The sequence below is a fragment of the bacterium genome (genome assembly GCA_040757115.1).
GTDB lineage: Bacteria > UBA9089 > CG2-30-40-21 > CG2-30-40-21 > SBAY01 > JBFLXS01.
In genome coordinates, this window is sequence record JBFLYA010000037.1 from 1 (window position 1) to 24,783 (window position 24,783).

Below are 24,783 nucleotides of genomic sequence, written 5' to 3' on the forward strand. Positions count from 1 at the left end.
TGTTAATTTACAAGTATTTTTGCATTTTGCATTGTAATTTTGATATTTGCATTTTGATATTTACATTAAAGTTCTTCTTGCTATCGCTCTCCCCAAAAGAGGAACCTATTTATGAAAAAGCAATAAGATTCGCACTACATTTATGGGATGTCAGAGGTTAATTCGTGTGCCTCTGTGCCTGACGGTTACAAATTTTGATTGACATATTGGTTAAAATTTGATAAAATGTAGCTAGAGAAAGATAGTGGGTCAGACCTCGAAAGGCCCTCCAGGTCGAAATATTTTGAGGATAAAATGCTACAATATTTAACTGCTGGTGAATCACACGGGAAAAGTTTACTCGTAATTATTGAAGGGATACCGGCTAATCTAAAGATAAATATCGATGAAATTAATGACCAACTAAGAGAAAGACAGGTGGGATTTGGCCGCGGGGAGAGAATGCTGATAGAAAAAGACTATGTGGAAGTTCTGTCCGGAATAAGGCATAATCTTACACTGGGTAGCCCAATTACTCTGATTATTCCAAATAAAGATTGGGAAAATTGGGAAAAGGTAATGAGTCCTACGATGGAATCTGAGTTTGAGTTTGAAGAAACGGCTATTTCACCGCGACCAGGACATGCAGATTTAGCCGGAGCGATAAAATATGGACACAAAGACCTGCGGAATGTCTTAGAAAGAGCCAGTGCCCGCGAAACTGCGGCCAGGGTTGCCGTAGCCGCTATTGCCAAAACACTTCTGCGTGAATTTAATATCCAGTTACTCAGCTATGTCCTTCAAATAGGAGATATCCAGGCAAAACTTGAGGAAAAAAATTTTGAGGTGCTCAAAGAAAGAGTTTTAATCTCACTTTTACGATGTGCGGATAAAGAGGCAGAAACAGAGATGATTAAATTGATTGAGGAGGCAAAAAAAGAAGGTGATACTGTCGGCGGAGTATTTGAAGTTATGGCGATTGGTGTTCCAATTGGTTTAGGGAGTTATTCACAATGGGATAAACGGCTTGATGCCCGATTAGCCTGTGCCGTGATGAGTATTCCTGCAATTAAAGGCATAGAAATAGGATTAGGGTTTGAATGTGCGAAAACACCTGGCTCAAAGGTTCATGATGAAATATTTTACAGCAAAACCAGAGGTTTTTTCAGAAAGACAAATCATGCGGGTGGATTAGAAGGTGGTGTAACCAATGGCCAACCGATTGTTTTACGGGCAGTGATGAAGCCTATTCCAACTTTAAGAAAACCACTTGCCTCAGTTAATTTCCAAACCAAAGAACCAACTATAGCAAGTTATGAACGCTCAGATGTCTGTGCTGTGCCTTCTGCGTCTGTAGTTGGAGAATCTGTTGTGGCTATTGAATTATGTAAAGCCATGCAAGAAAAATTCGGCGGCGATAGCTTGGATGAAATGAAAAAAAATTACCATAATTACATAGAATATGTTAAAAAAGTATAAATAAAACTTTTTCTTGACAGAAAAGGAGATTTACGATAAAATATTATGTAGGTGTTTAATACGAATTTTGCAAAGAGGTAACTGTTCACCGCAGAGACACAGAGACGCAGAGAAAAAAATTAAAATCTATGGACGAGACGCTTAACATCCCTGATTTTCATCAGGGATGGATTAACAAATCTGGCTTGCCTGCTAAACATTCGGCAAGCAGGTCAGAAGTATTTCCATGTCTGCATCAATAATCTTTTATGTGAGCTAATTTATTTCTATATCTTCTCTGTTCCTCTGCGTCTCTGCGGTAAAGGACTACCTGAACGGTTACGCAAAGAGAGGAGATTTTTGATGAAAAGAACTTTTCAGCCTTCTAATCGAAAAAAGGCAAGAACACATGGATTTAGGGAAAGAATGAGCACTGTGGGTGGAAGAAAGGTTTTAAAAAGAAGACGAGCTAAAGACCGCACCAGATTAACTCCATAAGGCTATGGATTATAAATTTACTAAAAAAGAACGACTACTGCAAACTAAGGATTTTCAAAATGTCTATACCAGCGGAAAAAGGTATCATAGTAAAAACTTGATTCTATTTGTCATGCCCACTTCTAACTCTCTAACAAGAATAGGTTTTTCTATTAGTCGCAAGAAAATTGGTAAGGCAGTTAAAAGAAATCGTATTAAAAGATTATTACGAGAGGCATATCGATTAAACAAAAATAGCTTGATTGGTGGAGTTGACCTGGTTGTTGTGCTAAAAAACGAATCTGTTGAATTACTTAATTTTAAAGATGTAGAAAGGGAACTGTTAAGTTTATTCAAAAGGGCAGGATTGGATGATAAGAAAAAGCATACTTTTATTAATTAAGATATATCAACAATATATATCTATCCTCTTTCTTCCTACCTGTAGATTTTTCCCAAGTTGCTCTCATTATACTTATGAGGCAATTACCAGGTATGGAGTGATGAAAGGGTTATGGCGGGCTGGTTTGAGACTTTTGAAATGTCACCCTTTTCATCCTGGGGGCTACGACCCTGCCTGAAGAATTGGTAACTGGTAACCATTTAAGTATACTCTGCAAGGTAACAATTTGTGATTCTTTGGTAAGCAATTTTCGTAAAAATTAACTCAAAAGTTAAATGTCAAAACTCAAAACTGAAACTCAAAACCTTAAAACTGATTCAATGCCATTCTGAATTGAAGTTAAAGAATCTAAGATTCCTGGAAAGCCTGCGAAAATCCACAAGAAAAATAGTTTTGAGATTTGAGTTGTAGCTTTGAGTTTTGCGTTTTGAGATTTGAGTTAATTAATCACAATTTATAGCGATATAAACTATAATTACCATTCACCAATTACCAGTTACCAGTTACCAATTACCAGTTACCAATTACCAAATTAAAGGGAGATAATATCTTAAATGGAAAAACGATTGTTATTAGCTATTGTCCTGTCTGTTTTAGTCCTTTTCTTGTATAATTTATTTTATTACAATGAGACGGTAAAAAGACAAAATTTAGTTAAAAAGCCAATAAAAAAGGAAGAAATCCTTAAATTATTACCGAAAAAAACTACGGTTCAAGAGATAGAAAAACCTGGAGTGAAAATCAAGGAAGAGGAATTATTAATCAGAACAAATTTAACCGCGATAAAATTAAGTCCTGATGGAAAAATTAGCAGCTGGAAATTATTTCAATTCAAAGAGAAAAACACTGACCTGGTAGAATTGGTTAATCCACAGGGTAATCCTTCGTTAACTATTTTATTAGGGAATAATGAGCTTATCACGACTAACTTTTCAACATTAGACAATGGGATAAAGGAATTTGTTTATCAGGTTGTAAATATGCCGCAGGTAGAAGTAATTAAACAATTTTCTTTTTACCCTGATTCTTATGCCATAGATGTCCATATAAAGGTCGTAAATAATTCAGAGATTCCTCTCGAAAAGCAAGATTTGTTATTGCAATGGGAAGTTCCTGCCAATCCTCGTTATGCTACCGCCTCTCATTCAACTATTCTTGGTCAAGAGTGTTTCCTCGATGGTAAAATGGAAAAAATTCAACATAAATCTAAAGGATTTTTAGATGGGATGTTGTCTGCAATAGGATTAATTCCCCCTACCACACCAGAAGATTCTGTCAGGATAAAAGAGGGTAAAATCGGTTGGATAGCTTGCGAGAGTCAATATTTCTTAAATATCTTGCTACCAACTAAATTTGTTGAAAAGGCTATATTTACAAAAAAACTCGATGGCCAATTAATAATGGGTTTAGTCATTCCTGAAGTCCATCTTTTGCCTGGCAAAACTTGCTCTTTTAATTTTAGGATTTATGGTGGACCCAAGGATATAGATATTCTAAAATCATTAACCTTTGGGGCAGAAAGATTAACAGGAATAGATGTTTTAGCCGGAGTAATCCGTTTTATCTTAAAAAAACTTTATAACCTGACTCATAATTATGGAATTGCTATTATTCTTTTAACCTTTATTATTAAAATTTTACTCCATCCATTGACCAGGAAAAATTTTATCATAATGAAAGATATGCAAAAGAAAATGAAGGCACTTCATCCTGAATTAGAGAAATTAAAGGAAAAACATAAAGAAGACAAAGAAACCTTAAATCGTGAGATGATGGAGCTTTATAAAAGATATAAGGTTAATCCCTTAGGTGGCTGTTTGCCAATGCTTTTGCAAATGCCGGTATTTTTTGCCTTATTTAATGCCTTGAAACAGTGTATAGAATTAAGAGGGGCGAATTTTCTTATCTGGCAGGATTTATCTTCACAAGACCCATTTTTTATCCTGCCAATTTTAATGGGGGCAACAATGTTTATCCAACAAAAAATGACTCCAACAACAGACCCTAATCAGGCTAAAATAGGACAACTGATGACTATATTTTTTACATTTATCTTCTTGAGTTTCCCGGTTGGTTTAGTTTTATACTGGCTGATTCAAAATATACTCACTATCGGTGAGCAATATTTAATTAATAAAGGAATAGAAAAGTAACTGGTAATTGGTAACTTATTACCATTTAACCAGTTACCAGTTACCAAAAAATAGGAGGTAAAAATTATGAGATTTGTAGAGGAAACAGGAAAAACGGCTGATGAGGCAATTGAGAAGGCATTGAAAACTTTAGGTGCGGCAAAAGAAGAGGTCAAGATTGAAGTAATGGAGGAAGAAAATAAAGGATTATTTGGTTTTGGAGCATCAAAATTGGTTAAGGTGAAGGTAAGTCTTTTTAAAAACAGTGGAATCGGCGAATTGAGTAAAGAAATATTAAGTCGGATTTTAGAATTAATGGAGATAAAAGCAGAGGTAATTATAAAAGAGACACCGGAAATAGTCAATTTAGAAATTAAAACTGATGATGCGGCTATTCTTATTGGCAAACGAGGACAAACACTTAATGCCCTTCAAGAAATTGTTACTTTGATATCTAATCAGAAAAGTGGCGGAGAACTCAAAAAAAGAATTGTTGTCGATACTGAAGACTACCGTATTAGACGAGCTGATGTCCTGATTGGTTTAGCCAGAAAAACGGCTCAAGATGTTATTAAAACAAGACAGAAGATTGAATTAGAACCAATGCCGTCCCAGGAACGATATGTTATTCACTCAACATTACAAAATCATCCTCAGGTAAAAACAGAAAGCGTCGGTGAGGGAATAGAACGAAGAGTGGTAATTTTACCTAAATAATGAGGTAACTATTCACCACGAAGAGCACGAAGGACACGGAGGTGTTACAGAACAAATCTCTTTATGCCTTCTTTCAATCTTTCCACATTGAAATTTATCAATAGACCAACCTTGATATTTGCCAATTTCATATATGGTAATGGGTCAGTGAAATGGGGGATTCTCCTGAAAGTAGGAAGTAGGAGAGTAGGAAAGTAGGAAAGGGGGAGACATTGCCCCCAGAAGAGGAATACTGTGCACATCCTTTATCCCTTTCCTACTTACCTACTACCTACTTGCCTACTATTTTCATTGCTTTGTCCTCCGCAGGTTAATGTTCATTTCCCCAAATAACTGACGTATTACATCGGTCTTTATCACATAACATTCGGCTAATCTTAAAACTTCCTCTTTGGCTCCCTTTAGCGAGATTTTTCCTTGACAATAATGGCTTAAAGGGTTATAATGTAAAAAATCGATAAAAAGTAAAAAATTTAACTAATTACTTTCTCTATTTATAGTTATAAGCGATAGTAGAAATTAAGATAATATTTTTGGGGCGGGGAATACTTTAAATTATGAGAATCTGTAAGTAGTTATGAAAAGGAAAGATAATATATTAATCTTATGGATAATATTACTCATACTTTTAATACCTAAATGTATTAATGCAGAACAATTTCAAGATAGCTTCACTCAGCCAGATGGTCCTGCAAAGAATTGGGAACCTAACCATAGATGGGGAGTATGGCAGATTGAGAGTAAAGAATATAGTGGTTGTTCCGCAGCAGATGAACCATGTTATACCTTTACGGGTGATAAAAGATGGACTGATTATACCTTTCAAGTAAGATGTAAATTAATAGAGGGTGTTTCTCCTGAAAGAATAGGAATTGTTTTTAGAGCTACTGATCCTAATAATCTATATCGGTTTCGTTTCTTAGGAGGGACATATCAATGGTTAGATTTATATGTAAGAAAAGAAGGACAATGGACTCAACTTGGTGCCACAAAACCATATACTATTAATTTTAATACATGGTATACCTTTAAAGTAGAAATTCAAGATGAAGGTTCGGGTGTAAGGATAAAATGTTATGTTAATGATGTAGAACAAATAAATTATTTAGAGGCACCAAGAACTTTCTCTTCCGGTAGAATTGGTTTATATAATTGGCAAAGCCATACTCATTTTGATGATGTGATTGTTATCTCCCCCGGAGGTAGTCCTCTATTTGAAGATACCTTTACAGAGCCAGATGGTCCTGCAGGTAACTGGGAGCCCGTAGAACCTATAGTTAAATGGGAGATCGAAGAGCAAGAGTATAGTGGCTTTGCCTCTGCAAATCAAGAAGGTTATACCTTTGCAGGGAATACCTCTTGGACTAATTATTCTTATGAGGCAAGATGTAAATTAATAGAAGGAGTCTCCCCAGAGCGTATAGGAATTGTTTTTAGAGCTACTGATAGATATAATCTCTATCGGTTTCGTTTCTTAGGCGGAAGTTACCAACAATTAGATTTATATGTAAGAAGAAATGGTGCGTGGACATATCTTGGCAGGAAACAACCCTATAATCTTAATTTTAATGAGTGGTATACATTTAGAGTTGAAGTCCAAGATGAAGGTGCTGGTGTAAGAATAAAATGTTATGTTAATAATGTAGAGCAAATAAATGTCCTCGAAAACCCAAAAACATTCTCATCCGGAAGAATTGGGCTATATACTTATCAGAGTCATAACCATTTTGATGATGTAAAAGTAACCTCCATTCCTACGGGTACTATTTTATTTGAAGATACCTTTACAGAACCAAATGGTCCTGCAATTAACTGGGAATTTGAAGGTATACAACCTATATGGTGGGTTGAAAGTCAGGAGTATAGCGCCTATACATCAAAATGGGAAAGTGCATTCTCCTTTGCAGGAAGAACTACCTGGTCAGATTATTCATATCAAGCAAGATGTAAATTAATAGAAGGGACATCCCCTGAACGTCTAGGAATTTGTTTTAGAGCTACAGACCAATACAATCTCTATCTTTTATACTATATCGGAGGAAGTTATAAACGGTTATATTTATATAGAATAGAAGATGGTTCCTGGAGTAATCTTAGGAATGTATCGTATACCCTTACTCCTGATGTCTGGTATACCTTCAAAGTGGAAGTTCAAGATGAAGGTAGTGGCGTAAGGATAAAATGTTATGTTAATGATGTAGAAAGAATAAATTATTTAGAGTCACCAAGAACTTTCTCTTCCGGAAGAATTGGGTTATATAATTATCAGTGCCATTCACATTTTGATGATGTAATTGTAACCTTATTTAAACCTGTAATCAATAGTCTCACTGTAACCCCTGATCCTACTGGAGTGCAGCCAGTAGGTGGCTTAGAGTTTAAAATAGTATTTAGCGAGAGTATGGATACAGGTGTAGAGCCTACCGTAACCTACGATCCTCAAGGACCTACTGGACCTCAACCATGTACTGGTGGAAGTTGGTCAACTACTACCAATACTAATGATACCTATATTGTCTACAACAATAATCCTATTATTTCTACTACTGGCGATGGCGTAGCAACTATATTAGTTTCCGGGGCACAGAATTTAGCAGCCGTGGTAATGGATGATGATACAACTTATTTCTTCAATATAGATGCGGCTAATAATCCTCCTAATCCACCTACTACTGGATTCTTTCCATCTCAAGGTACTACTTCTACTACACAGACTCCAACCATAAGATGGAATTATGCCTCTGATCCTGATCCTGCTGATATACCCGATACATTACATTATGTTTTAAGACTTGATGATGATGGGGAGGTTATTACAAACTACGATTATGAATATACCACATTAGATGGAGTATGCATATCTACAATAACTAATACATTAGCTAATAAGACATATTGGTACTATGCGATAAAGACGGTTGATGATGAATTAGCAGAATCAAGTTGGTCAACTATTCAAAATTTTTATATTAACGCTCCACCTACAGTCAGTTCAATCATCCCAAATACTGGTGTAAATACAGGAACCCTATCTACTACTATTACTGGAACTAACTTCCAATCAGGTGCTACTGCTACCTTAACTCGTGCTGGTCAACCTGATATTATTGGAACTACTACATTCATAAGCTCTGGAACACTGACTGCTATATTTGACCTAACAGGTGCACAACCTGGAGTCTGGAGTGTAGTGGTAATAAATCCTGATGGTCAATCAGGCACCCTGACTGATGGATTTACTATTATCGACGCAAATATTATCGTGACTAAAGATATGATTATTAATCATACATGGGATAGCGGGACAAATACTGTCCCCGGAGCTACTATAATATATATCATTACATATACTAACAATGGTAATGATACTGCAGGTTCGGTTACTATTACAGATAAACTAATGAATTATGCCAGCTATGCTACTAATAGCTTGAGGATAGGAACATCAGGCTCTACTTATGAAAGTGCTACCCCTAAGACAGATGCAAAAGATATAGAATCTGGTGGTAGTGCAGACTGGAATGTAAGTAGTTCCCAAGCAGTAACATTTGAACTTGGGAGTATTCCTGTTGGTGCATCAGGCAGGCTTTACTTTAAGATTAGAGTTGACTAAAGTAATCGTTTGTAGTAATTAATAATATAGCACTTATTAATCGAAATTTGAGCCAGATATGGCTATGGAATTCCAAATCACAAATTCCAAATTCCAAACAAATTCGAATGACCAAAATTCAAAACATTACTCCCATAGTTTGGTATTTAGTACTTGAAATTTGGTGCTTATTTGAGATTTGATGCTTGAGATTTGGGATTTTTTACTTATTCACCCTGAGTAAAATTTTGACTAATAACTGCTATATGGAGTACGAAAACTTGCTTTCGCTTTGCTCAAAGCGGTGGCAAGCCACCGCACTCCCAAAAGGGAACACACTTTTGCAAAAGCCATAATGCGGTCACTACCAACGAAAGGAGAAAAAAATCATGCCTGACCAAAAATTACTAATATTTTTAATCTTTACCACCTTCCTGAATATAGATATTGCTTTTGGAAAAGACAATTCCATGAGTAGCAAGACTAATATTGCCTTGCATAAATCAGTAATCGGTAGTTTTGAACACAAAACAAATGCCACTGACGGCAATAATGAGTCTTTAGCTACTTCTCAAGATGTTACTGTATCTTCCCAATATTTAATCATTGACCTGGGCAAGCCTTATTACATCAATTTAGTAAGGATATTTTGGGATAAAGAAAGAGTTAGCAGTAACTATCAAATAAAGACAAGCATGGATTTCATCAATTGGACTAAAGTTGCAAGAGATATGGATGGAACAACGGGTGAAGTAAAAGGGAATATGATTATAAAAGATACATCATGTGAAGGAATAGCTGCTCAATATATACAGCTATTTATTCCTAAAGGGTTAAGTGGTGTAATTAAAGAAAGCCAAGTAGCAGAATTACAGGTCTTCCCTGCCACTGAAATGAATGTTCAGATTGATGAAATAACCGCTACTGATATTACGGATAATAGTGTTAAAATTTTGTGGAAAACGAATATAGAAACTACGGGACAGGTACAGTATACTCCTACTTATGAGAATAAGAAGAATATCTCACTAAGCCTCGCTTCTGAAACTGACCATAACATACGCTTGAAAAACTTACTTCCAGGAACTACCTATTACTATCAAATAACAGCAAAGGATTATTATGGAAATTTAACTTTATCCGATTCCCATACCTTTACTACTACGGGTATTCCATTACCATTATTCTCAAGTATTGAAGTATCACAAGTATCTGAAACAACTACTGTTATAAACTGGATAACTAATGTACCAACCACCTCAGAACTTAGGTATGGAACAGATACCAATTATAAAAAAGGTATCTTGATAAATAAAAATCTTCTACTTACTCATAATGCAGAGTTGAGTAGTCTTAGACCAAGTACAGTATATCATTTTGAAATAAGTGCAAAAGATGAATTTGGGCATAGAATAGTCTCAAAAGATATTACATTTACTACATTAGAGAATAACATTGCCTTAAGAAAGTCAGTAACAGGTACATTTATTCATTGTCCTGATAAAAGATATATTTCACAAAAGACAGAATTTATCTCTCGTGTGACAGATGACTCAACAAGCTATTTTACAGGCATGGCTACCTCTGGTGATATTACTTTGGAAGACCAATATGTAATCATTGACATTGGTAAAAAGTATCCTATTGATAAGATAATTGCCTATTGGCGAAGTTTAGCATATAGTCAAGATTATACCATTAAAGTAAGTTTGGACGGTACTGACTGGACTATTATTGATACAGGAATTAGTGGTGATGATGGTGTAAATGGTAGGTCTGATACTGGAGATCCAATGAAGATTGTCAGTACACCATGTGATGGAGTGGAGGCACAGTATGTACAGCTATTTATAGCTAAAGGTAGTGTTTATTACCATAAGCACAAGGAATGGAGATTTGTGCAGTTGATGGAATTAAAGGTCTATGGTATTTGGAAAGGAGGAGGTGAGTAAACTGTAAAATTAACCCCTTAACAGGGATAACATATTTTTGCCTTTTCAAGAAAATAGGCAAAGAGACAAAAAGAATCTTAAAAAGAAAGGAGGTAGATAAAAAATGGCAAGGTCGGAAATGGAAAGGAAAAATCTTAAAAAGAAAGGAGGTGATAAAGAAATGCAAAATGCAAAATGCAAAAAGGTTTCTTATTAGCTGTGCTAAGCTTAGGGCTAATGATGATTTTAGCCCCAAAGACAGCAGATGCACAAGTAGGTACCAGTGGTACTACCGCAGGCTCAGAGATTATCAATGGTACTGATACAGGTACTATTGGTATAGCAGACCAGGCGGGAGACATTGTAGTCACCTATATGGTTGGTAGTGTAGGAAGAACCTCAACTACTGCATCAGTGTTAACTCGTGTTGTAGAACAGATATACGGTGGAGAATGGGGTACTCTTCCTGAAAATGGGACAGATACACCGGGTGCGGCAGTAGACTATCTCTATACACTGGAGAATAAAGGTAACGCTGCTGATACCTTTTACCTGTCACTGAATACTACTGGATTGCTAGTCGGCTGGACAGCGGAGATTCTAAAAGATGGTGTGGCGACGACTACTATTACCTTAGCTGAAGATGCAGAGGGAACATTTACGGTTAGAGTAACCATATCAGGGACGGCAGCAAATCTTGAGACAGGCGCGGTGATTGTAACTGGCACAACTACGGATGATGGTGGGACATACACAGTTGGTAATTGGATTTACGGTGGGGCAGATACTCTTACTCATCGGGGAACAACTACTGCTTTAGCCGCTGTTGTAACCTTAACCAAGAGTATGGAGTATGCTACACCAACAGGGTATCTGGGTAATAACCGCTATGTACCAGGTGGAACGATAACCTATATTATCACCTGCTACAATGCTGGTTCTTATACAGCAGGCTCTGTGACAATTACTGACAAGTTACCACTACATACGAGTTATGCTACGGGAACATTAAGAATGGGTACTGCAGGTGATACTTACAATACTGCTGGCACGAAGACCGATGGATATGATAACCAAGGTACTTGGGATGCTGATTGGAACGATAGTAATCAGATAGTACGATTTGAAATTGACACTATTGAGCCAGCTGAAACAGTAAAACTATACTTTAGAGTGTACATTAAGTAATTGAGAGTTAAAAGTAGATAGTTAAAAAAAAACTCATAACTTATATAACTCTATACTTGTGTCTGCTGTATGAATGGTAGAATTGTCTTCCCAAAAGGATAAAAGTGTCTAAAACTATCTTTGTGCATCAAAGGACAAATATAAAGGTAGGACTATCTCTAAGTGTAACTTTTTAGAGGCATAATTGCGACCTGTGCAGTTAAGATAAACCACGAAGGACACAAAGCCCACGAAGAAAAAATATGGTAACTATTCAGTAATTATTCCACCACAGATTAACACGGATAAATAGCAGAGGACAGAGGGCAGAAGGCAGAGGGCAGAGGACAGAGGGCAGAAGGCAGAGGGCAGAAGGCAGAGGGCAGAAGGCAGAGGGCAGAGGACAACAGGAGAAAAAACCTTTAGCCTAATTACGGACACGGATACCGGACACGCCTCACAGATTACACACAGAGAGTAGAATGTTTATCCATTTTAACCCCTTATAAATAAAAGGGATAATATATATTTTGCCATTGTCAAAAAGAAAGGAGGTAGATAAAAAATGGCAATTTCAAAAAGACAAAATGGGGAAAATCTTAAAAAGAAAGGAGGTGATAAAGGAATGCAAAATGCAAAATGCAAAATGCAAAAAGGTTTCTCATTAGCTGTGCTAAGCTTAGGGCTGATGATGGTTTTAGCACCAGAGACAGTTAATGCACAAGTAGGGACGAGTGGGACGACTGCAAATACACAGATACTTAACATGGCAACTGCTACCTATGTAATAGGTGGTAACACCAGAACTACCACCACGAATATCTCTATCACAGTAGGACAGATATACGGTGGTAGCTGGACTGTCCCGGCAGATAAGGATGGTATACCCAATGGAACGGTAGAGTATATCTATATTCTAGATAACGAGGGGAATGCCGCAGATACCTTTAACTTAACCTTAGGTACTACCAGTTTGCCAAGCGGTTGGACTGCCGAAATTCGAGTAAATGGTGTTGCGACGACTACTCTTACCTTAGCTGAAGATGCTGTTGGCACATTTGCAGTCAGAGTATCAATATCAGCTACGGCACAAAATGGTGATAAAGGGACGGTAAGTATAACAACAACTACTACTGACGATGGTGGGACATATACGGTTGGTAATTGGATATACGGCGGGTTAGACTTGCTCAGCGACACAAGAACAACTACAGCACAGTCAGCAGTGATAACTCTGACCAAAACTATTTATTCATACGGAACACCAACAGGATATGAAGGTAGTAACTCATATATACCAGGTGGGACGATAACTTACATGATTACCTACCGCAATGAGGGTGCAGCCACAGCAACAGATGTGACAATTACTGATATAATCCCAGCTCATACAACTTATGCTCCGGAGACAATGAGAATAGGGACTTCAGGCGCTACCTATGAAAGTGCTAATGTCGAAGATGATGATGATGGAGAATCACCACCTTGTGCAAATTGGAACATTACCACTACTGGTGCAGTAACATTTAAACTGGGTGATGTTAGACCTAATGCAGAGGGAAGATTATTCTTTAGAGTATACATCAAGTAGTTAAAAGATGAGGGTTAAAAAAGTCATAGCTGGTGTATGCAGTATCAAAACTATAGTTGTGTCCAATTTGTAGAGAGATTAGTGTGCGTAAAATAGTATTGTAGGTCGAGATTTATATCTTGACAAAAAGAGAGATTGTCGATGTTAGAAAAATCGACTTAGAGTGGAGGACTGCGTGCAATGAAGGGACAAAGGTGTCTTTGTATCCAGAAGAGGCTTGGAGTGTCTTTGAGAAGCTACCATTGTGCTTGTAAGAGGATGTAATGAAGGAAAAAGGGAAGAAGATGAAAAAAATCCCCTTTCCCCTAATTTCCCCTTACACACAAAGAGTAGAATGTTTATCCATTTAACCCCTTATAAATAAAAGGGATAATATATATTTTGCCATTGTCAAGAAGAAAGGAGGTAGATAAAAAATGGCAATTTCAAAAAAACAAAATGTAGAAAATTTTAGAAAGAAAGGAGGTGATAAAGAAATGCAAAATGCAAAAAGCAAAATGCAAAAAGGTTTCTTATTAGCTGTGCTAAGCTTAGGGCTGATGATGGTTTTAGCACCAGAGACAGTTAATGCACAAGTAGGGACGAGTGGGACGACTGCAAATACACAGATACTTAACATGGCAACTGCTACCTATGTAATAGGTGGTAACACCAGAACTACCACCACGAATATCTCTATCACAGTAGGACAGATATACGGTGGTAGCTGGACTGTCCCGGCAGATAAGGATGGTATACCCAATGGAACGGTAGAGTATATCTATACTCTAGATAACAAGGGGAATGCCGCAGATACCTTTAACTTAACCTTAGGTACTACCAGTTTGCCAAGTGGTTGGACTGCCGAAATTCGAGTAAATGGTGTTGCGACGACTACTATTACCTTAGCTGAAGATGCTGTTGGCACATTTGCAGTCAGAGTATCAATATCAGCTACGGCACAAAATGGTGATAAAGGGACGGTAAGTATAACAACAACTACTACTGCCGATGGTGGGACATATACGGTTGGTAATTGGATATACGGTGGATTAGACTTGCTCAGCGACACAAGAACAACTACAGCACAGTCAGCAGTGATAACTCTGACCAAAACTATTTATTCATACGGAACACCAACAGGATATGGAGGTAGTAACTCATATGTACCAGGTGGGACGATAACTTACATGATTACCTACCGCAATGAGGGTGCAGCCACAGCAACAGATGTGACAATTACTGATATAATTCCAGCTCATACAACTTATGCTCCGGAGACAATGAGAATAGGGACTTCAGGCGCTACCTATGAAAGTGCTGAATATGATAAGGCTGATGATGATGATGATGGTTCAGAATCACCACCTTGTGCAAATTGGAACATTACCACTACTGGCGCAGTAACATTTAAACTGGGTGATGTTAGACCTAATGCAGAGGGAAGATTATTCTTTAGAGTATACATCAAGTAGTTAAAAGATGAGGGTTAAAAAAGTCATAACTGGTGTATGCAGTATCAAAACTATAGTTGTGTCCAATTTGTAGAGAGCTTAGTGTGCCTAAAATAGTATTGGAGGTCGAGATTTATATCTTGACAAAAAGAGAGATTGTCGATGTTAGAAAAATCGACTTAGAGTGGAGGACTGCGTGCAATGAAGGGACAAAGGTGTCTTTGTATCCAGAAGAGGCTTGGAGTGTCTTTTAGAAGCTACCATTGTGCTTGTAAGAGGATGTAATGAAGGAAAAAGGGAAAAAAGATTAACAAATATATAAACACAGATTATTTATAGATTTATCAGTGTTAATCTGGGTGAATCTGTGGTTAAATTTACCACGGTCATAAAAAAGGATAGGTTAAAGAAAATGAAAAAGACAAAATTCTATCAGGTAATGATAACTATTTGTACTATATTAGTATCTTTGCAAGCTCCTATTGTATCTGCTCAGCTTACTCCAGCAGGAACTATCGTTACCAATGGTGGAGATAATGTTATCTTAAGTTATAATAATAAAGAACATAATGTCTGCAATGTTGTAAGTTTTCCAGTAGGACAGGTGTATGAACTCTCACTTACTAATCTCACAGGTGTAGGGTTAAGTATTTCTCCTGGAGAGACAGTTTATTATAGCTATACCGTGAAGAATACAGGAAATGGAACTGATACTATACACTTATCTTGTGAGATAACCCAAGGCTCTGGAGGAACCTGGACTGCACGATTAGTTTCATCTAATCCAGGAACTGGTTCTATTCCTCCTTCTATAAATATTCCACCAGATACTACTTATTCTTATTATATCAAAGTTACCTCTCCTATAACTTCAACTCCAGAAGACTACTGTGTTATCAGAGCAATAGCAAAGAATTCTTATTATCATACCCATAACAGTAGCGATGGTTGGCCAATAGGAGCAAGTGCTGATATTCAAACTGATGCTATAACTACTACGATATTACCTATCGGAATTATAAGTAAAATAGTGTTAAGTAGTAATATTACAACAATACAAGTGGATGCACCATCAACCTTATTTACTATTCAGACTCAAGATAAGTATAATAATCCTGTTAATGTTGGTACTGATACTTTAATTTGTTTAAATTCTACCTCTCCAACGGGTAAATTTGCTACTTCAAATATAGGGCCATGGGATGATACACTATTAGTTATTATTCCTAATGGAAGTAATACTGTCAGTTTCTATTATAAAGATACCAATAATGGTATCTTCATCATTACTGCTACAGAATATCCAGATATGGGTTGGATTGAGGGCAAAAGACAGATAGTCATTGTTGTAGGAGACATTAGCAAAGTAACTAATTATCCCAATCCGTTTGATATGACGACAATCAACAGTATCTCTATTGGACCATTACCACTTAATACACAGGTTAAAATATATACCTTAGATTTGAGATTAGTTCGGACATTATACGAGCAAAATGGAGAGGTGATTTGGGATGGTAGAAATGAAGGAGGAGAGAAGGTAGCAAGTGGAATTTATATCTATTTAGTTGAGTCTGATAAGGGACATAAGGTCGGTAAGATAACCTTAATAAAATAAATTATTAAAAGGGGGTTTTAAAAATGAGAAGAATAGTAATTTGTTGTATGTTGGTAGTACTGCTTTTAGTATTAGTAGCAGAGACTTATGCTGGGAGTGCTGGTAGTACTGGTGGAGCTTTTTTAAGGATTGGGATGGGTGCAAGAGCAATTGGTATAGGTAGTGCATTTACCTCAATAGCAGATGATGTAAGTAGCATCTATTGGAATCCTGCAGGGTTGAGCAAGTTAAAATATAAAGAGGCATTATTTATGCATACCCAATGGGTGACAGATATTAAAAGTGAGTATTTAGCTCAAGCTCAACCACTTAAATATGGTGGTTATGGAGTTAGTCTACTATATTTATACACCACTGATATAAGACGTAATAAGTTAGGAAAAGAAAGTGGTAGTTTTAATAATTATGACTCCTGCGTTACATTAGCATACGGTTATAAGCTAAATTCTAATATTTCATTAGGCTTAAGTTTAAAAATTATCTCTGGCTGTCTTGATACTACCAAAGCAAATTCCTACTGCATAGATATTGGTGGATTATATAAAAGAGATAATTTAAGATTAGGTGCAGTAATACAAAATTTAGGTTTAGGAATGAAATTTCGAGATGAAAGTGACCCTATGCCAATTAATTTTAAGTTAGGTGCGGGATATAAATTATTAGATAAAAACCTTACCTTAGCCGTAGATATTGATAAACCCATAGATGATAACATTAGCATTAAGTTAGGTACAGAATATTCATATAAAGATACAATTATAGGCAGGATAGGGTATCAAATCGGTAGAGATGTAGGTGGTTTAAGTACAGGTATAGGATTTAAATTCAGGGATTATAAATTAGATTATGCCTTTGTACCCTATGATAAATTGGGTAATACTCATCGCATTTCACTTACTATGCAATTTGCTCCTAAAATAGAAGAAAAGCCACCTATCCCAAAAGTAATACCACCTATTCCCAAAGATCTAAAACCTACACCTGTTCCAGAAGTAATAGAAATGCAGCCAACTGTAATTGTTTATAATTGGAGAGGTATAATAACACCAGATGGAGATGGGATTGAGGATATGGCTACTTTTAATATTAGAGTTGGAGGATTTAAATACCCAATAGAAACCTGGGAATTAAATATTACTACTACTGAAGATAAATCAGTCAAAATATTTGTCGGGTCAGGAAAACCGCCATTTACTATTGTATGGGATGGCAGAAACAATGAAGGTCAAATAGTACCTATTGGAACATATTTCTATATTTTATATATAAAAGATAGTGCTGGTAATAAATTTTGCTCAGATAAACAGAGTGTTATAATAAGATAGAAACATTATCTACTTCAACTGATAGGAAATTGCTTTTTGAGTGTTTTGGGTATTATATCCATTTGTGCCTATTATAAAAATATTGTAACTATTCACCACGAAGAGCACGAAGGACACAAAGATTTTACAGAACAAATCTCTTTATGCCTTCTTTCAATCTTTCCACATTGAAATTTATCAATAGACCAACCTTGATATTTGCCAATTTCATATATGTCGGGACGGTTCATTTTATCGTTTTCCCTATGATTTGTTTCGGATATACATTTGTAAACATTCACAGAAAGTTGAAATTGGAAATTAGAAATTGGGCTTTTATTTCTCCCCCTAATTTCTAATTTCAACTCCATTTTCTAACCGCAAGTTTTCAAACAAAAGTGAACCGTTCCCCTTTTTTCTATTGACAATTTATGATTTTAGGGTATAATTTTAAGTATGAGAATACCCATAATTATCTTTATTGCCATTATTTTATCAGGTATTGGTATTTACTATGTCTGGCAAAAGGGCATTCCACAAGGTTGGGTAAAAACTAAGATTATTAATGAGGTAGAAAAAAGGATTAATGGTAACCTCACGATAAAAAGCCTGCATTTTAAATTCCCGGACCAGGCCATCCTTGAGGGTGTAAAACTAAACTCTATTGCAGAAATAGAGAAAATAGTCTGTAACTACAATTTAATAACACCAATTATCCAGCGGGGTAAATTGGAAAGCGGCGTATCTAAAATAGTTATTATTAACCCTTCTCTGGAGCTTTATCGGGATAAGACAGGAAAGTGGAATGTTTCCTCTATCTTTAAAGATTCCTATGAACCAACAAAAAAATCTCCTTCAATGACTATCCTTATCAAAAAGGCAACATTGAAAGTTAAAGATGAGATATTCGGAACTCAAACTACACTCACCGACCTCTACCTATCTTATTATCCCGAGGGGCCACCACCTTATTTTCACATTCGGCTGGGACATGAAATGAAAATCAGTGGCAATATTTATCAAACCTCTCCTTTAACAGCGAGTTTTAACCTACGGATTATCAAAAAGGAATTATCGCCTTATGCCGAATTTTTAAAAACACCCTGGGTTAATTTATTACAGGGGCAAATAAGTGGAAATATCTCAGGTGAAATCAAAGATAAAAATATAACTTTATTCAAGAGTAATTTATATCTAAATAAAGGTGTAGTTAAATTAACACATCTTGAGCCGCCAATTACAAATATAACCGGTAATTTCTCACTGGAAGATAACCACAGTATAATCGCTGAGAAGATAAAGTTTAAGTTCAAAGATATTGATTTTACTACTCAAAATTTCTACATCAAAAATATGGCCGGGGGAATAGAGTTTAGGACTTCTAAATTTTCTCCACAAAGTTTAGGAGATATTTTCCCATATTTGAAAAAATTAAACTTAAAAAGTATCTTAAAATTTAAAGGGAAATTTGATTTCGGACATAGTTTTAGTTTGATGGGAGAGGCAGAATTGCTTAATCAAACACAAACAGGATACAAATTCCCCATCCTGACTAAATTCAGATATAAAAATAAGCGATTTGAGGAGATTTCTCTGGTTATTGCCAAAAACACACAAATAACAGGTAAATTAACCCTTCAACAAGAATTAAACCTTAAGGCTAAATTTGACCAGAGCAATTTACTTCCTTTATTAACCCTCGCAGGTAAAGAAGAATTAGGAAAAGGCACGATTACCGGCGAAATAACCACCTTCGGAAAACTAAACGATATTCAATATAATGGTGACTTGAAATTACAAATACAAGAAAATCCATCAGTTAATGAAATTGTGGCAAAACTTAAAGGGGATAAAAAATCTATTGTCTTTAGTGGACAGATTGTTCAACCTCAAGGGAAAATAGACATCGAAGGAAAAGGGACAAGAGCGGAGATGGATGAGCCTTTTTCGTTATTATTAAACGGTAAATTAAATGAATATAACTTTCTCAATCGGTTTGTTTGTGCCAATATTTCCTTTGACGGTAAATTAAGCACGAAAACAAGATTGATTGGTGGACAAATTAAGGCAGAAAATATTATTATTGATAAAAAATCTTACCTTCCCTGTCAGGGAAGTTTAATCTATAACCACCCAGACCTGAACATTACCACTTCACCTGAAAACAAACAATTAGAACTTGTGGCTAAAATCACACTTTCCCAACCCCTTTCTTACGCAATGCAAATTAAAACAAAAGATGTCAACCTGGGGATATTGACTCAAAACTTTGAAGGAACATTTGATGGAGAATTTGATATAAAAAAGATATTCGGGCAGAAAACAACTATCATTGGCAAATCATTTAAGGTTAATTTAATCAATGGTAGAAGTGTGGATGGGGATTTTAAACTCGAAAGAATAAAAAATAAGGTTTCTATCCTATCTCTTACCTTTAATGAACCGGAAAAAATGAATCTTTGGACTAAAGGAGAGGTAGATTTAACCAGTTCACTTATAAATTTAGATGGTAAAATCTGTTATTTAAAACATAAAGATTTAATCCTGACCGCTGATGCTAAATTCAAAGGATACCTTTCAAAATCCGAGTTAAGTGGCATTTTAAACCTTACCGGGGGAAAAGTCAATGATTTTCTGATAGATTATGGGAAGATAGATTTTAAGTATGCCCATCAGAAGGTAACCATTAAAGAATCGGGTATTGTTTTAAGTCACGGTGGGATATTGACTACATTTGGGACATTTACTCTGAAAGGTAATCTTGACCTAAAATTTTCTTTGTTGGGTATGGATTATGAAGATATGCCGTATGACTACTTTAAAAACTTTAAAGGAGAATTTGATGTCATTGGAGATGTGAAAGGAGATATTGATAATCCTGTTGTTGTGGCATCTGTTGAGGCTAAAAAGATAATTATTGGACATGAAAAGATAGCTAAAATAGCCGGTAAAGTTAATTATCTTAATCATGAATTTCAGATTGAGCAGGTAAAACTTAATGACAGGTCCTCCTTACAAGGCACATTTCGAGTTAAAGATAAATACATAAATGGTCTAATCCAGATTGACAATGAAAAATTAAGCACTATTGCCTGTTTATTCTCATTACCAAACCTTCAGGGAATTATAAAAGGGAAACTGACTGCTGAAGGTAACCTGGATAATTTAGTCTTAAAATGTGCGGTCGATATTGAGGATTTCCATATACCAGGTTTTGATGCCCGTTATGGTAAGGTTGAGTTCAGTCTCAAAGATAAGATTTTATTATTCCAAAAACTTTATTTTACACAGCACGATGGCGGAAAAGTGGATTTTAAAAAATACCAGTTAGAGATAAAACCCAATGGTCAAGTAATCCTCACCGCCACCCTGACTAATCTCATTATCACCAATACTATCTTTAATGGTAGAGTTTATTTCACAGGCGAAATTACTCCCTGGGATACAGCAAAGGGAACATTAACAACTAAGAATTTATTAATAAATCAATCTGATGTTCTTAAAGTATTAGCGGCGCAAATTTCATACGAAAAAGGAATACTAAATTTCCTACCATTACCTGAACCCAATAGCCTTTCAGGTAGAATTAAATTCGGTCAGAAATTAGAATTTGAGGAAATTAAAATACTTAAAGCAAATGCCGAAAAGCTTAGTCTTAATGGTAGTATCGAATTAGTAGAAAAGAGGTATGATTTAAGGGTTGCAATGCAGAATTCTGATTTAAGGATTCTACCTTTATGGTTTAAAGAGATAAAACGGCCAGAAGGTAAAGTAGAAGGCTGGTTGCATATCTGTGGTAATTTTGACGAACCACAATTTGATGGGTCATTGATGATAACTAATGGTGCATTAAATAGGTATCCATTTGCTAAACGAGTAACCAATCTCAATGGACAGATTCGAATTGTCAATAATTGGATAGTCAGTAATTCTTTACAGGCAAAGGTTGGAGAGAGTATTTTAGTTATGCAAAGCACCACACCATTTACATTAAAAAGTATAGATGTTAGTCTGAAAAACTCTCAGGAACCAGTGCCAATAAGTATACCTGGATTTTTTGAAGGCAATATAGATGTGAATATACAAATTAAAGGAGATATTACCGCACCTATCGGCAGTGGCGAAATAAAAATAGTAAATAGCAGATTTACTTTTCCTCCTAAAATAAAAACAGAAGAAGGCAGGATGCAATGGGATAGGATTATGATTACTGCGGATAAGAATGTTAAATATTATAACGAATATGTTGATGTAACGATAAAAAGAAAGGGTAGTTGGCTTACAGTATCCAACAAAGGAGATGAAATTTGGGCACAAGGTATCATCTATGCCCAATCAGGTGGACGGGTCAATTATCTGGGCAAATTTTTTACGATAAAAAAAGCTTCACTTGAATTTAGAGAAGGCAATATTTTCCCTTATCTCTCAGGTTATGCAACCACCAGGCTGGATAAACGCCGAATTGCATTAATTTATGAAGGTTATCTAACTGAGGCAAAACCTATACTCCAGGCAATTGGCGGTTATCCACCGTTGAATGAAGAACAAATAATCAACGCCTTAGTTATTGGAAATACTGAATATCTGGGAACAACTGACCAGGAGACTATTCTAAGACTGGGATTTGAACAGGTCGTGGGCAAAGAGGTTGTTTTCACCTTGTTAGTCCCGCTTGAAAAACAACTCAGTCAACTTATAGGTATGGATGTCGAGATTAAAACACAGGCATTAAACCGCCTTTTCCAGGAATCTGTTCAGGAAGAGGTAGAAGAACGAAAAACATCATCTATATTTGAAGAGAGTGAATTTAAGATAGGAAAGTTTATCTCTGATGATGTTTATCTGACTTATCGCGGCATATTAGAACCATGGGAAGAAGAAGAATTCGCTCGACTTAAACTTAAACAAGAATTAGGATTAGAATACTACCTATCCGGAAACACATCTCTAAAATATAAATTTACCCCAGAGGGTGTCTGGGAAAAAGGGAATGAATACGAGGTGAGAATAGAACGAGAGGTAAGGTTTTAAGTAACTATTCACCGCACAGACACAGAGACACGGAGAATAATTTTAGAAAAAGCACGGACAGAGCAAATAATTAGGGCTGAAATAGAAGTTCATCACATTTAATTTTGGGATACAACAACGAAAAATACGAAAAAAACATTCTTTATTTTTCGCATCTTTCGGGCCTTTCGTTGTTTATTACCCCTCTTTGAAAGATGAAATTATGAGACTTGTCCTTTAGATTCTTATCAGTGTCTCTGTATCTCCGTGGTGAGATGAATGGTTACGTAAAGATAAGGTCTTCTGTTTATGGTATAAATAACCGACATTTAATCAGCCCTAAATGATGAAGAATGTATTTAATCAGCGTCATCAAGGTTTTTATCCCGTAAATGATACTTACTTTTAAATTGACCGAAGAGGCATCTTTAAAATATTTAGTTGTTACTGGAATTTCTGCAACCTTAAATTTAAAATGGACGGCTTGAGCAATTATCTCGGTATCAAAGACAAAATCATTTGAGTTGCGTAAAAAAGGAACGGTTTCAAGAAATTTTCGGCTATAGGCTCTATAACCAGTATGACATTCAGAGAATTTCATCTGAAATACAAAATTCTCAATAGCGGTAAGAAATTTATTTGAGATAAATTTATAGAGAGGCATTTTGCCTTCTAATGCCTTGCCTTTAATTAACATTCTGGAGCCTAAAACCATATCTGCCTTGTTTTCTTTGATTGGTTCTATAAGTTGAGGTAGAATACTGGGGTCATACTGACCATCTGGGTGGAGCATAATGACTATATCTGCTTTTTCTCTTAATGCCTCCATATAACAAGTCTTTTGATTTCCACCATAGCCAACATTATGTGGGTGAGTAATTACCTTTAAATTAAGCTTCTTAGCTACTTGAGTTGTTTCATCTTTACTGGCATCATCAACTAAGATAATTTCATCTGCTATTCCTTCGGGGATTTCCACATAAGTCATATTAAGGGTTTTAGCCGCATTATAAGCCGGCATAATTATGACAACCTTTGGTCTGGTATTATTTTCCATCGTGATAGATATTACTAAATTTTTTAGTAGATGTCAAGGAAAATTTCGCGTAACCATTCAGCCACAGAGTTCACAGAGAATTAGAAAAATTAGCCACAAATGGACACGAATTAACCTCTGACATTCGATAAATGTAGTGCGAACCTTTAGGTTCGCTTTCCTGCTTGCCAGAAGCGAGGCTAATGGTTTTTGCAAAATTAACTTCCACTTTTCTGGAATACCATAAAATAAATTAAAAATCAAACATCAAAATGTAAAATTACAAATCAAAAATCAAAATATTCTCCAGCTACTTTGTTAATTTACAAGTATTTTTGCATTTTGCATTGTAATTTTGATATTTGCATTTTGATATTTACATTAAAGTTCTTCTTGCTATCGCTCTCCCCAAAAGAGGAACCTATTTATGAAAAAGCAATAAGCCTCGCACTACAAATCTTTTTATTATGCGTGTTTATTCGTGGTTATATATTCCCTCTGTGTTCTCTGTGACTCTGTGGCTATATCTTGAACGGTTACAATTTCGCGTAATTATTGGAAGATTGGTTAAAGTATTTCCTTTAACCTTCGTGTCTTATAGCGGTTATTAACTGGAAGTTTACATAGGATAATACCCATAAATAAGGCATAAAAATAATCGTTCCGTTAGGAACATAATATCGGTAGGAATAGATAGACAAATCAATCAGTTCCGTAGGAACGATATATTGGTAGAAAATTTATGGAAAGCCATTTACCGATATATTGTCCCTATGGGACATTAAATGAAGGATGAGGTAGAATTTTCGGTGGTGTCTGAAAATAACTCTAATAGTGAAATCTATGCAGATTTGGTGTCCAAAAGGGATTTCCTCCAAAGAGCAAAATGCAAAACTCGTTTATAGTTTATGGTTTATAGTGTATAGTTTATAGTG

At 35.8% G+C, this 24,783-nt stretch carries 16 protein-coding genes and 2 pseudogenes; 14 read left to right on the top strand and 4 right to left on the bottom strand.

Translation table 11 applies throughout. The features are described 5' to 3' along the window. Nucleotides 1–294: 294 nt before the first annotated feature. The 6 genes from aroC to jag all read left to right on the top strand — a co-directional run bounded on the left by aroC (nucleotide 295) and on the right by jag (nucleotide 5,166). Nucleotides 295–1,458, top strand: a complete 1,164-nt coding sequence (gene aroC, locus AB1422_04850) for a chorismate synthase (GenBank protein ID MEW6618665.1) — start codon at nucleotides 295–297, stop codon at nucleotides 1,456–1,458. A 342-nt stretch (nucleotides 1,459–1,800) separates the two neighbouring features. Next, nucleotides 1,801–1,935, top strand: coding sequence for a 50S ribosomal protein L34 (rpmH, locus tag AB1422_04855; protein MEW6618666.1), 135 nt, complete (start codon nucleotides 1,801–1,803; stop codon nucleotides 1,933–1,935). Nucleotides 1,936–1,939: 4 nt separating this feature from the next. Then, entirely contained in the window at nucleotides 1,940–2,317 is a 378-nt protein-coding gene (gene rnpA / locus AB1422_04860) for a ribonuclease P protein component (protein MEW6618667.1), read from the top strand. After that, nucleotides 2,289–2,495, top strand: a complete 207-nt coding sequence (yidD, locus tag AB1422_04865; protein MEW6618668.1) for a membrane protein insertion efficiency factor YidD — start codon at nucleotides 2,289–2,291, stop codon at nucleotides 2,493–2,495. Before rnpA ends, yidD begins: the two co-directional genes overlap by 29 nt. 376 nt (nucleotides 2,496–2,871) lie before the next feature. Next, a complete protein-coding gene (gene yidC / locus AB1422_04870; GenBank protein ID MEW6618669.1) occupies nucleotides 2,872–4,470 on the top strand; it encodes a membrane protein insertase YidC in 1,599 nt (532 codons plus the stop codon). Between the two features lie 66 nt (nucleotides 4,471–4,536). Further along, the gene (gene jag, locus AB1422_04875; protein ID MEW6618670.1) at nucleotides 4,537–5,166 is read left to right on the top strand and encodes an RNA-binding cell elongation regulator Jag/EloR; all 630 of its coding nucleotides are present in this window, start codon (nucleotides 4,537–4,539) and stop codon (nucleotides 5,164–5,166) included. A gap of 44 nt (nucleotides 5,167–5,210) precedes the next feature. Here the strand turns inward: jag and AB1422_04880 are convergent. Beyond that, nucleotides 5,211–5,306 (bottom strand): annotated as a pseudogene (locus tag AB1422_04880) (GxxExxY protein). A 437-nt stretch (nucleotides 5,307–5,743) separates the two neighbouring features. On the opposite strand from AB1422_04880, the gene AB1422_04885 reads away from it, so the two are divergent. The 7 genes from AB1422_04885 to AB1422_04915 all read left to right on the top strand — a co-directional run bounded on the left by AB1422_04885 (nucleotide 5,744) and on the right by AB1422_04915 (nucleotide 17,823). Continuing rightward, complete coding sequence (locus tag AB1422_04885) at nucleotides 5,744–8,779, top strand: hypothetical protein (GenBank protein ID MEW6618671.1); 3,036 nt, start codon at nucleotides 5,744–5,746, stop codon at nucleotides 8,777–8,779. A gap of 368 nt (nucleotides 8,780–9,147) precedes the next feature. Beyond that, nucleotides 9,148–10,710, top strand: coding sequence for a discoidin domain-containing protein (locus AB1422_04890; GenBank protein MEW6618672.1), 1,563 nt, complete (start codon nucleotides 9,148–9,150; stop codon nucleotides 10,708–10,710). 174 nt (nucleotides 10,711–10,884) lie between these two features. Next, nucleotides 10,885–11,877 carry a hypothetical protein gene (locus tag AB1422_04895; protein MEW6618673.1) on the top strand — a complete coding sequence of 331 codons (993 nt, stop codon included), beginning with the start codon at nucleotides 10,885–10,887 and terminating at the stop codon, nucleotides 11,875–11,877. A 544-nt stretch (nucleotides 11,878–12,421) separates the two neighbouring features. After that, nucleotides 12,422–13,447 carry a DUF11 domain-containing protein gene (locus tag AB1422_04900; GenBank protein ID MEW6618674.1) on the top strand — a complete coding sequence of 342 codons (1,026 nt, stop codon included), beginning with the start codon at nucleotides 12,422–12,424 and terminating at the stop codon, nucleotides 13,445–13,447. Between the two features lie 416 nt (nucleotides 13,448–13,863). Further along, nucleotides 13,864–14,901: a DUF11 domain-containing protein gene (locus tag AB1422_04905; GenBank protein ID MEW6618675.1), complete on the top strand. Its 1,038-nt coding sequence runs from the start codon at nucleotides 13,864–13,866 to the stop codon at nucleotides 14,899–14,901. Between the two features lie 391 nt (nucleotides 14,902–15,292). Beyond that, nucleotides 15,293–16,498: a T9SS type A sorting domain-containing protein gene (locus AB1422_04910; protein MEW6618676.1), complete on the top strand. Its 1,206-nt coding sequence runs from the start codon at nucleotides 15,293–15,295 to the stop codon at nucleotides 16,496–16,498. Between the two features lie 23 nt (nucleotides 16,499–16,521). Continuing rightward, the gene (locus AB1422_04915; protein MEW6618677.1) at nucleotides 16,522–17,823 is read left to right on the top strand and encodes a PorV/PorQ family protein; all 1,302 of its coding nucleotides are present in this window, start codon (nucleotides 16,522–16,524) and stop codon (nucleotides 17,821–17,823) included. 124 nt (nucleotides 17,824–17,947) lie between these two features. On the opposite strand, the pseudogene AB1422_04920 reads toward AB1422_04915, so the two are convergent. Then, a pseudogene (locus tag AB1422_04920) lies at nucleotides 17,948–18,040 on the bottom strand (GxxExxY protein). A gap of 218 nt (nucleotides 18,041–18,258) precedes the next feature. Between AB1422_04920 and AB1422_04925 the strand changes: the two are divergent. Then, nucleotides 18,259–22,833: a translocation/assembly module TamB domain-containing protein gene (locus AB1422_04925; GenBank protein ID MEW6618678.1), complete on the top strand. Its 4,575-nt coding sequence runs from the start codon at nucleotides 18,259–18,261 to the stop codon at nucleotides 22,831–22,833. Between the two features lie 286 nt (nucleotides 22,834–23,119). On the opposite strand, the gene AB1422_04930 is transcribed toward AB1422_04925, so the two are convergent. After that, nucleotides 23,120–23,869, bottom strand: coding sequence for a glycosyltransferase family 2 protein (locus AB1422_04930; protein ID MEW6618679.1), 750 nt, complete (start codon nucleotides 23,867–23,869; stop codon nucleotides 23,120–23,122). A gap of 70 nt (nucleotides 23,870–23,939) precedes the next feature. After that, nucleotides 23,940–24,077, bottom strand: a complete 138-nt coding sequence (locus AB1422_04935; protein MEW6618680.1) for a hypothetical protein — start codon at nucleotides 24,075–24,077, stop codon at nucleotides 23,940–23,942. Nucleotides 24,078–24,783: the final 706 nt, after the last annotated feature.

Coding starts and splice junctions, on each gene's coding strand:
- rpmH (MEW6618666.1), top strand. CDS start 1,801: ATGAAAAGAACTTTTCAGCCTTCTAATCGAAAAAAGGCAAGAACACAT.
- AB1422_04930 (MEW6618679.1), bottom strand. CDS start 23,869: ATGGAAAATAATACCAGACCAAAGGTTGTCATAATTATGCCGGCTTAT.
- AB1422_04915 (MEW6618677.1), top strand. CDS start 16,522: ATGAGAAGAATAGTAATTTGTTGTATGTTGGTAGTACTGCTTTTAGTA.
- AB1422_04905 (MEW6618675.1), top strand. CDS start 13,864: ATGGCAATTTCAAAAAAACAAAATGTAGAAAATTTTAGAAAGAAAGGA.
- aroC (MEW6618665.1), top strand. CDS start 295: ATGCTACAATATTTAACTGCTGGTGAATCACACGGGAAAAGTTTACTC.
- rnpA (MEW6618667.1), top strand. CDS start 1,940: ATGGATTATAAATTTACTAAAAAAGAACGACTACTGCAAACTAAGGAT.
- jag (MEW6618670.1), top strand. CDS start 4,537: ATGAGATTTGTAGAGGAAACAGGAAAAACGGCTGATGAGGCAATTGAG.
- AB1422_04900 (MEW6618674.1), top strand. CDS start 12,422: ATGGCAATTTCAAAAAGACAAAATGGGGAAAATCTTAAAAAGAAAGGA.
- AB1422_04890 (MEW6618672.1), top strand. CDS start 9,148: ATGCCTGACCAAAAATTACTAATATTTTTAATCTTTACCACCTTCCTG.
- AB1422_04910 (MEW6618676.1), top strand. CDS start 15,293: ATGAAAAAGACAAAATTCTATCAGGTAATGATAACTATTTGTACTATA.
- AB1422_04895 (MEW6618673.1), top strand. CDS start 10,885: ATGCAAAAAGGTTTCTTATTAGCTGTGCTAAGCTTAGGGCTAATGATG.
- yidC (MEW6618669.1), top strand. CDS start 2,872: ATGGAAAAACGATTGTTATTAGCTATTGTCCTGTCTGTTTTAGTCCTT.
- AB1422_04925 (MEW6618678.1), top strand. CDS start 18,259: ATGAGAATACCCATAATTATCTTTATTGCCATTATTTTATCAGGTATT.
- AB1422_04885 (MEW6618671.1), top strand. CDS start 5,744: ATGAAAAGGAAAGATAATATATTAATCTTATGGATAATATTACTCATA.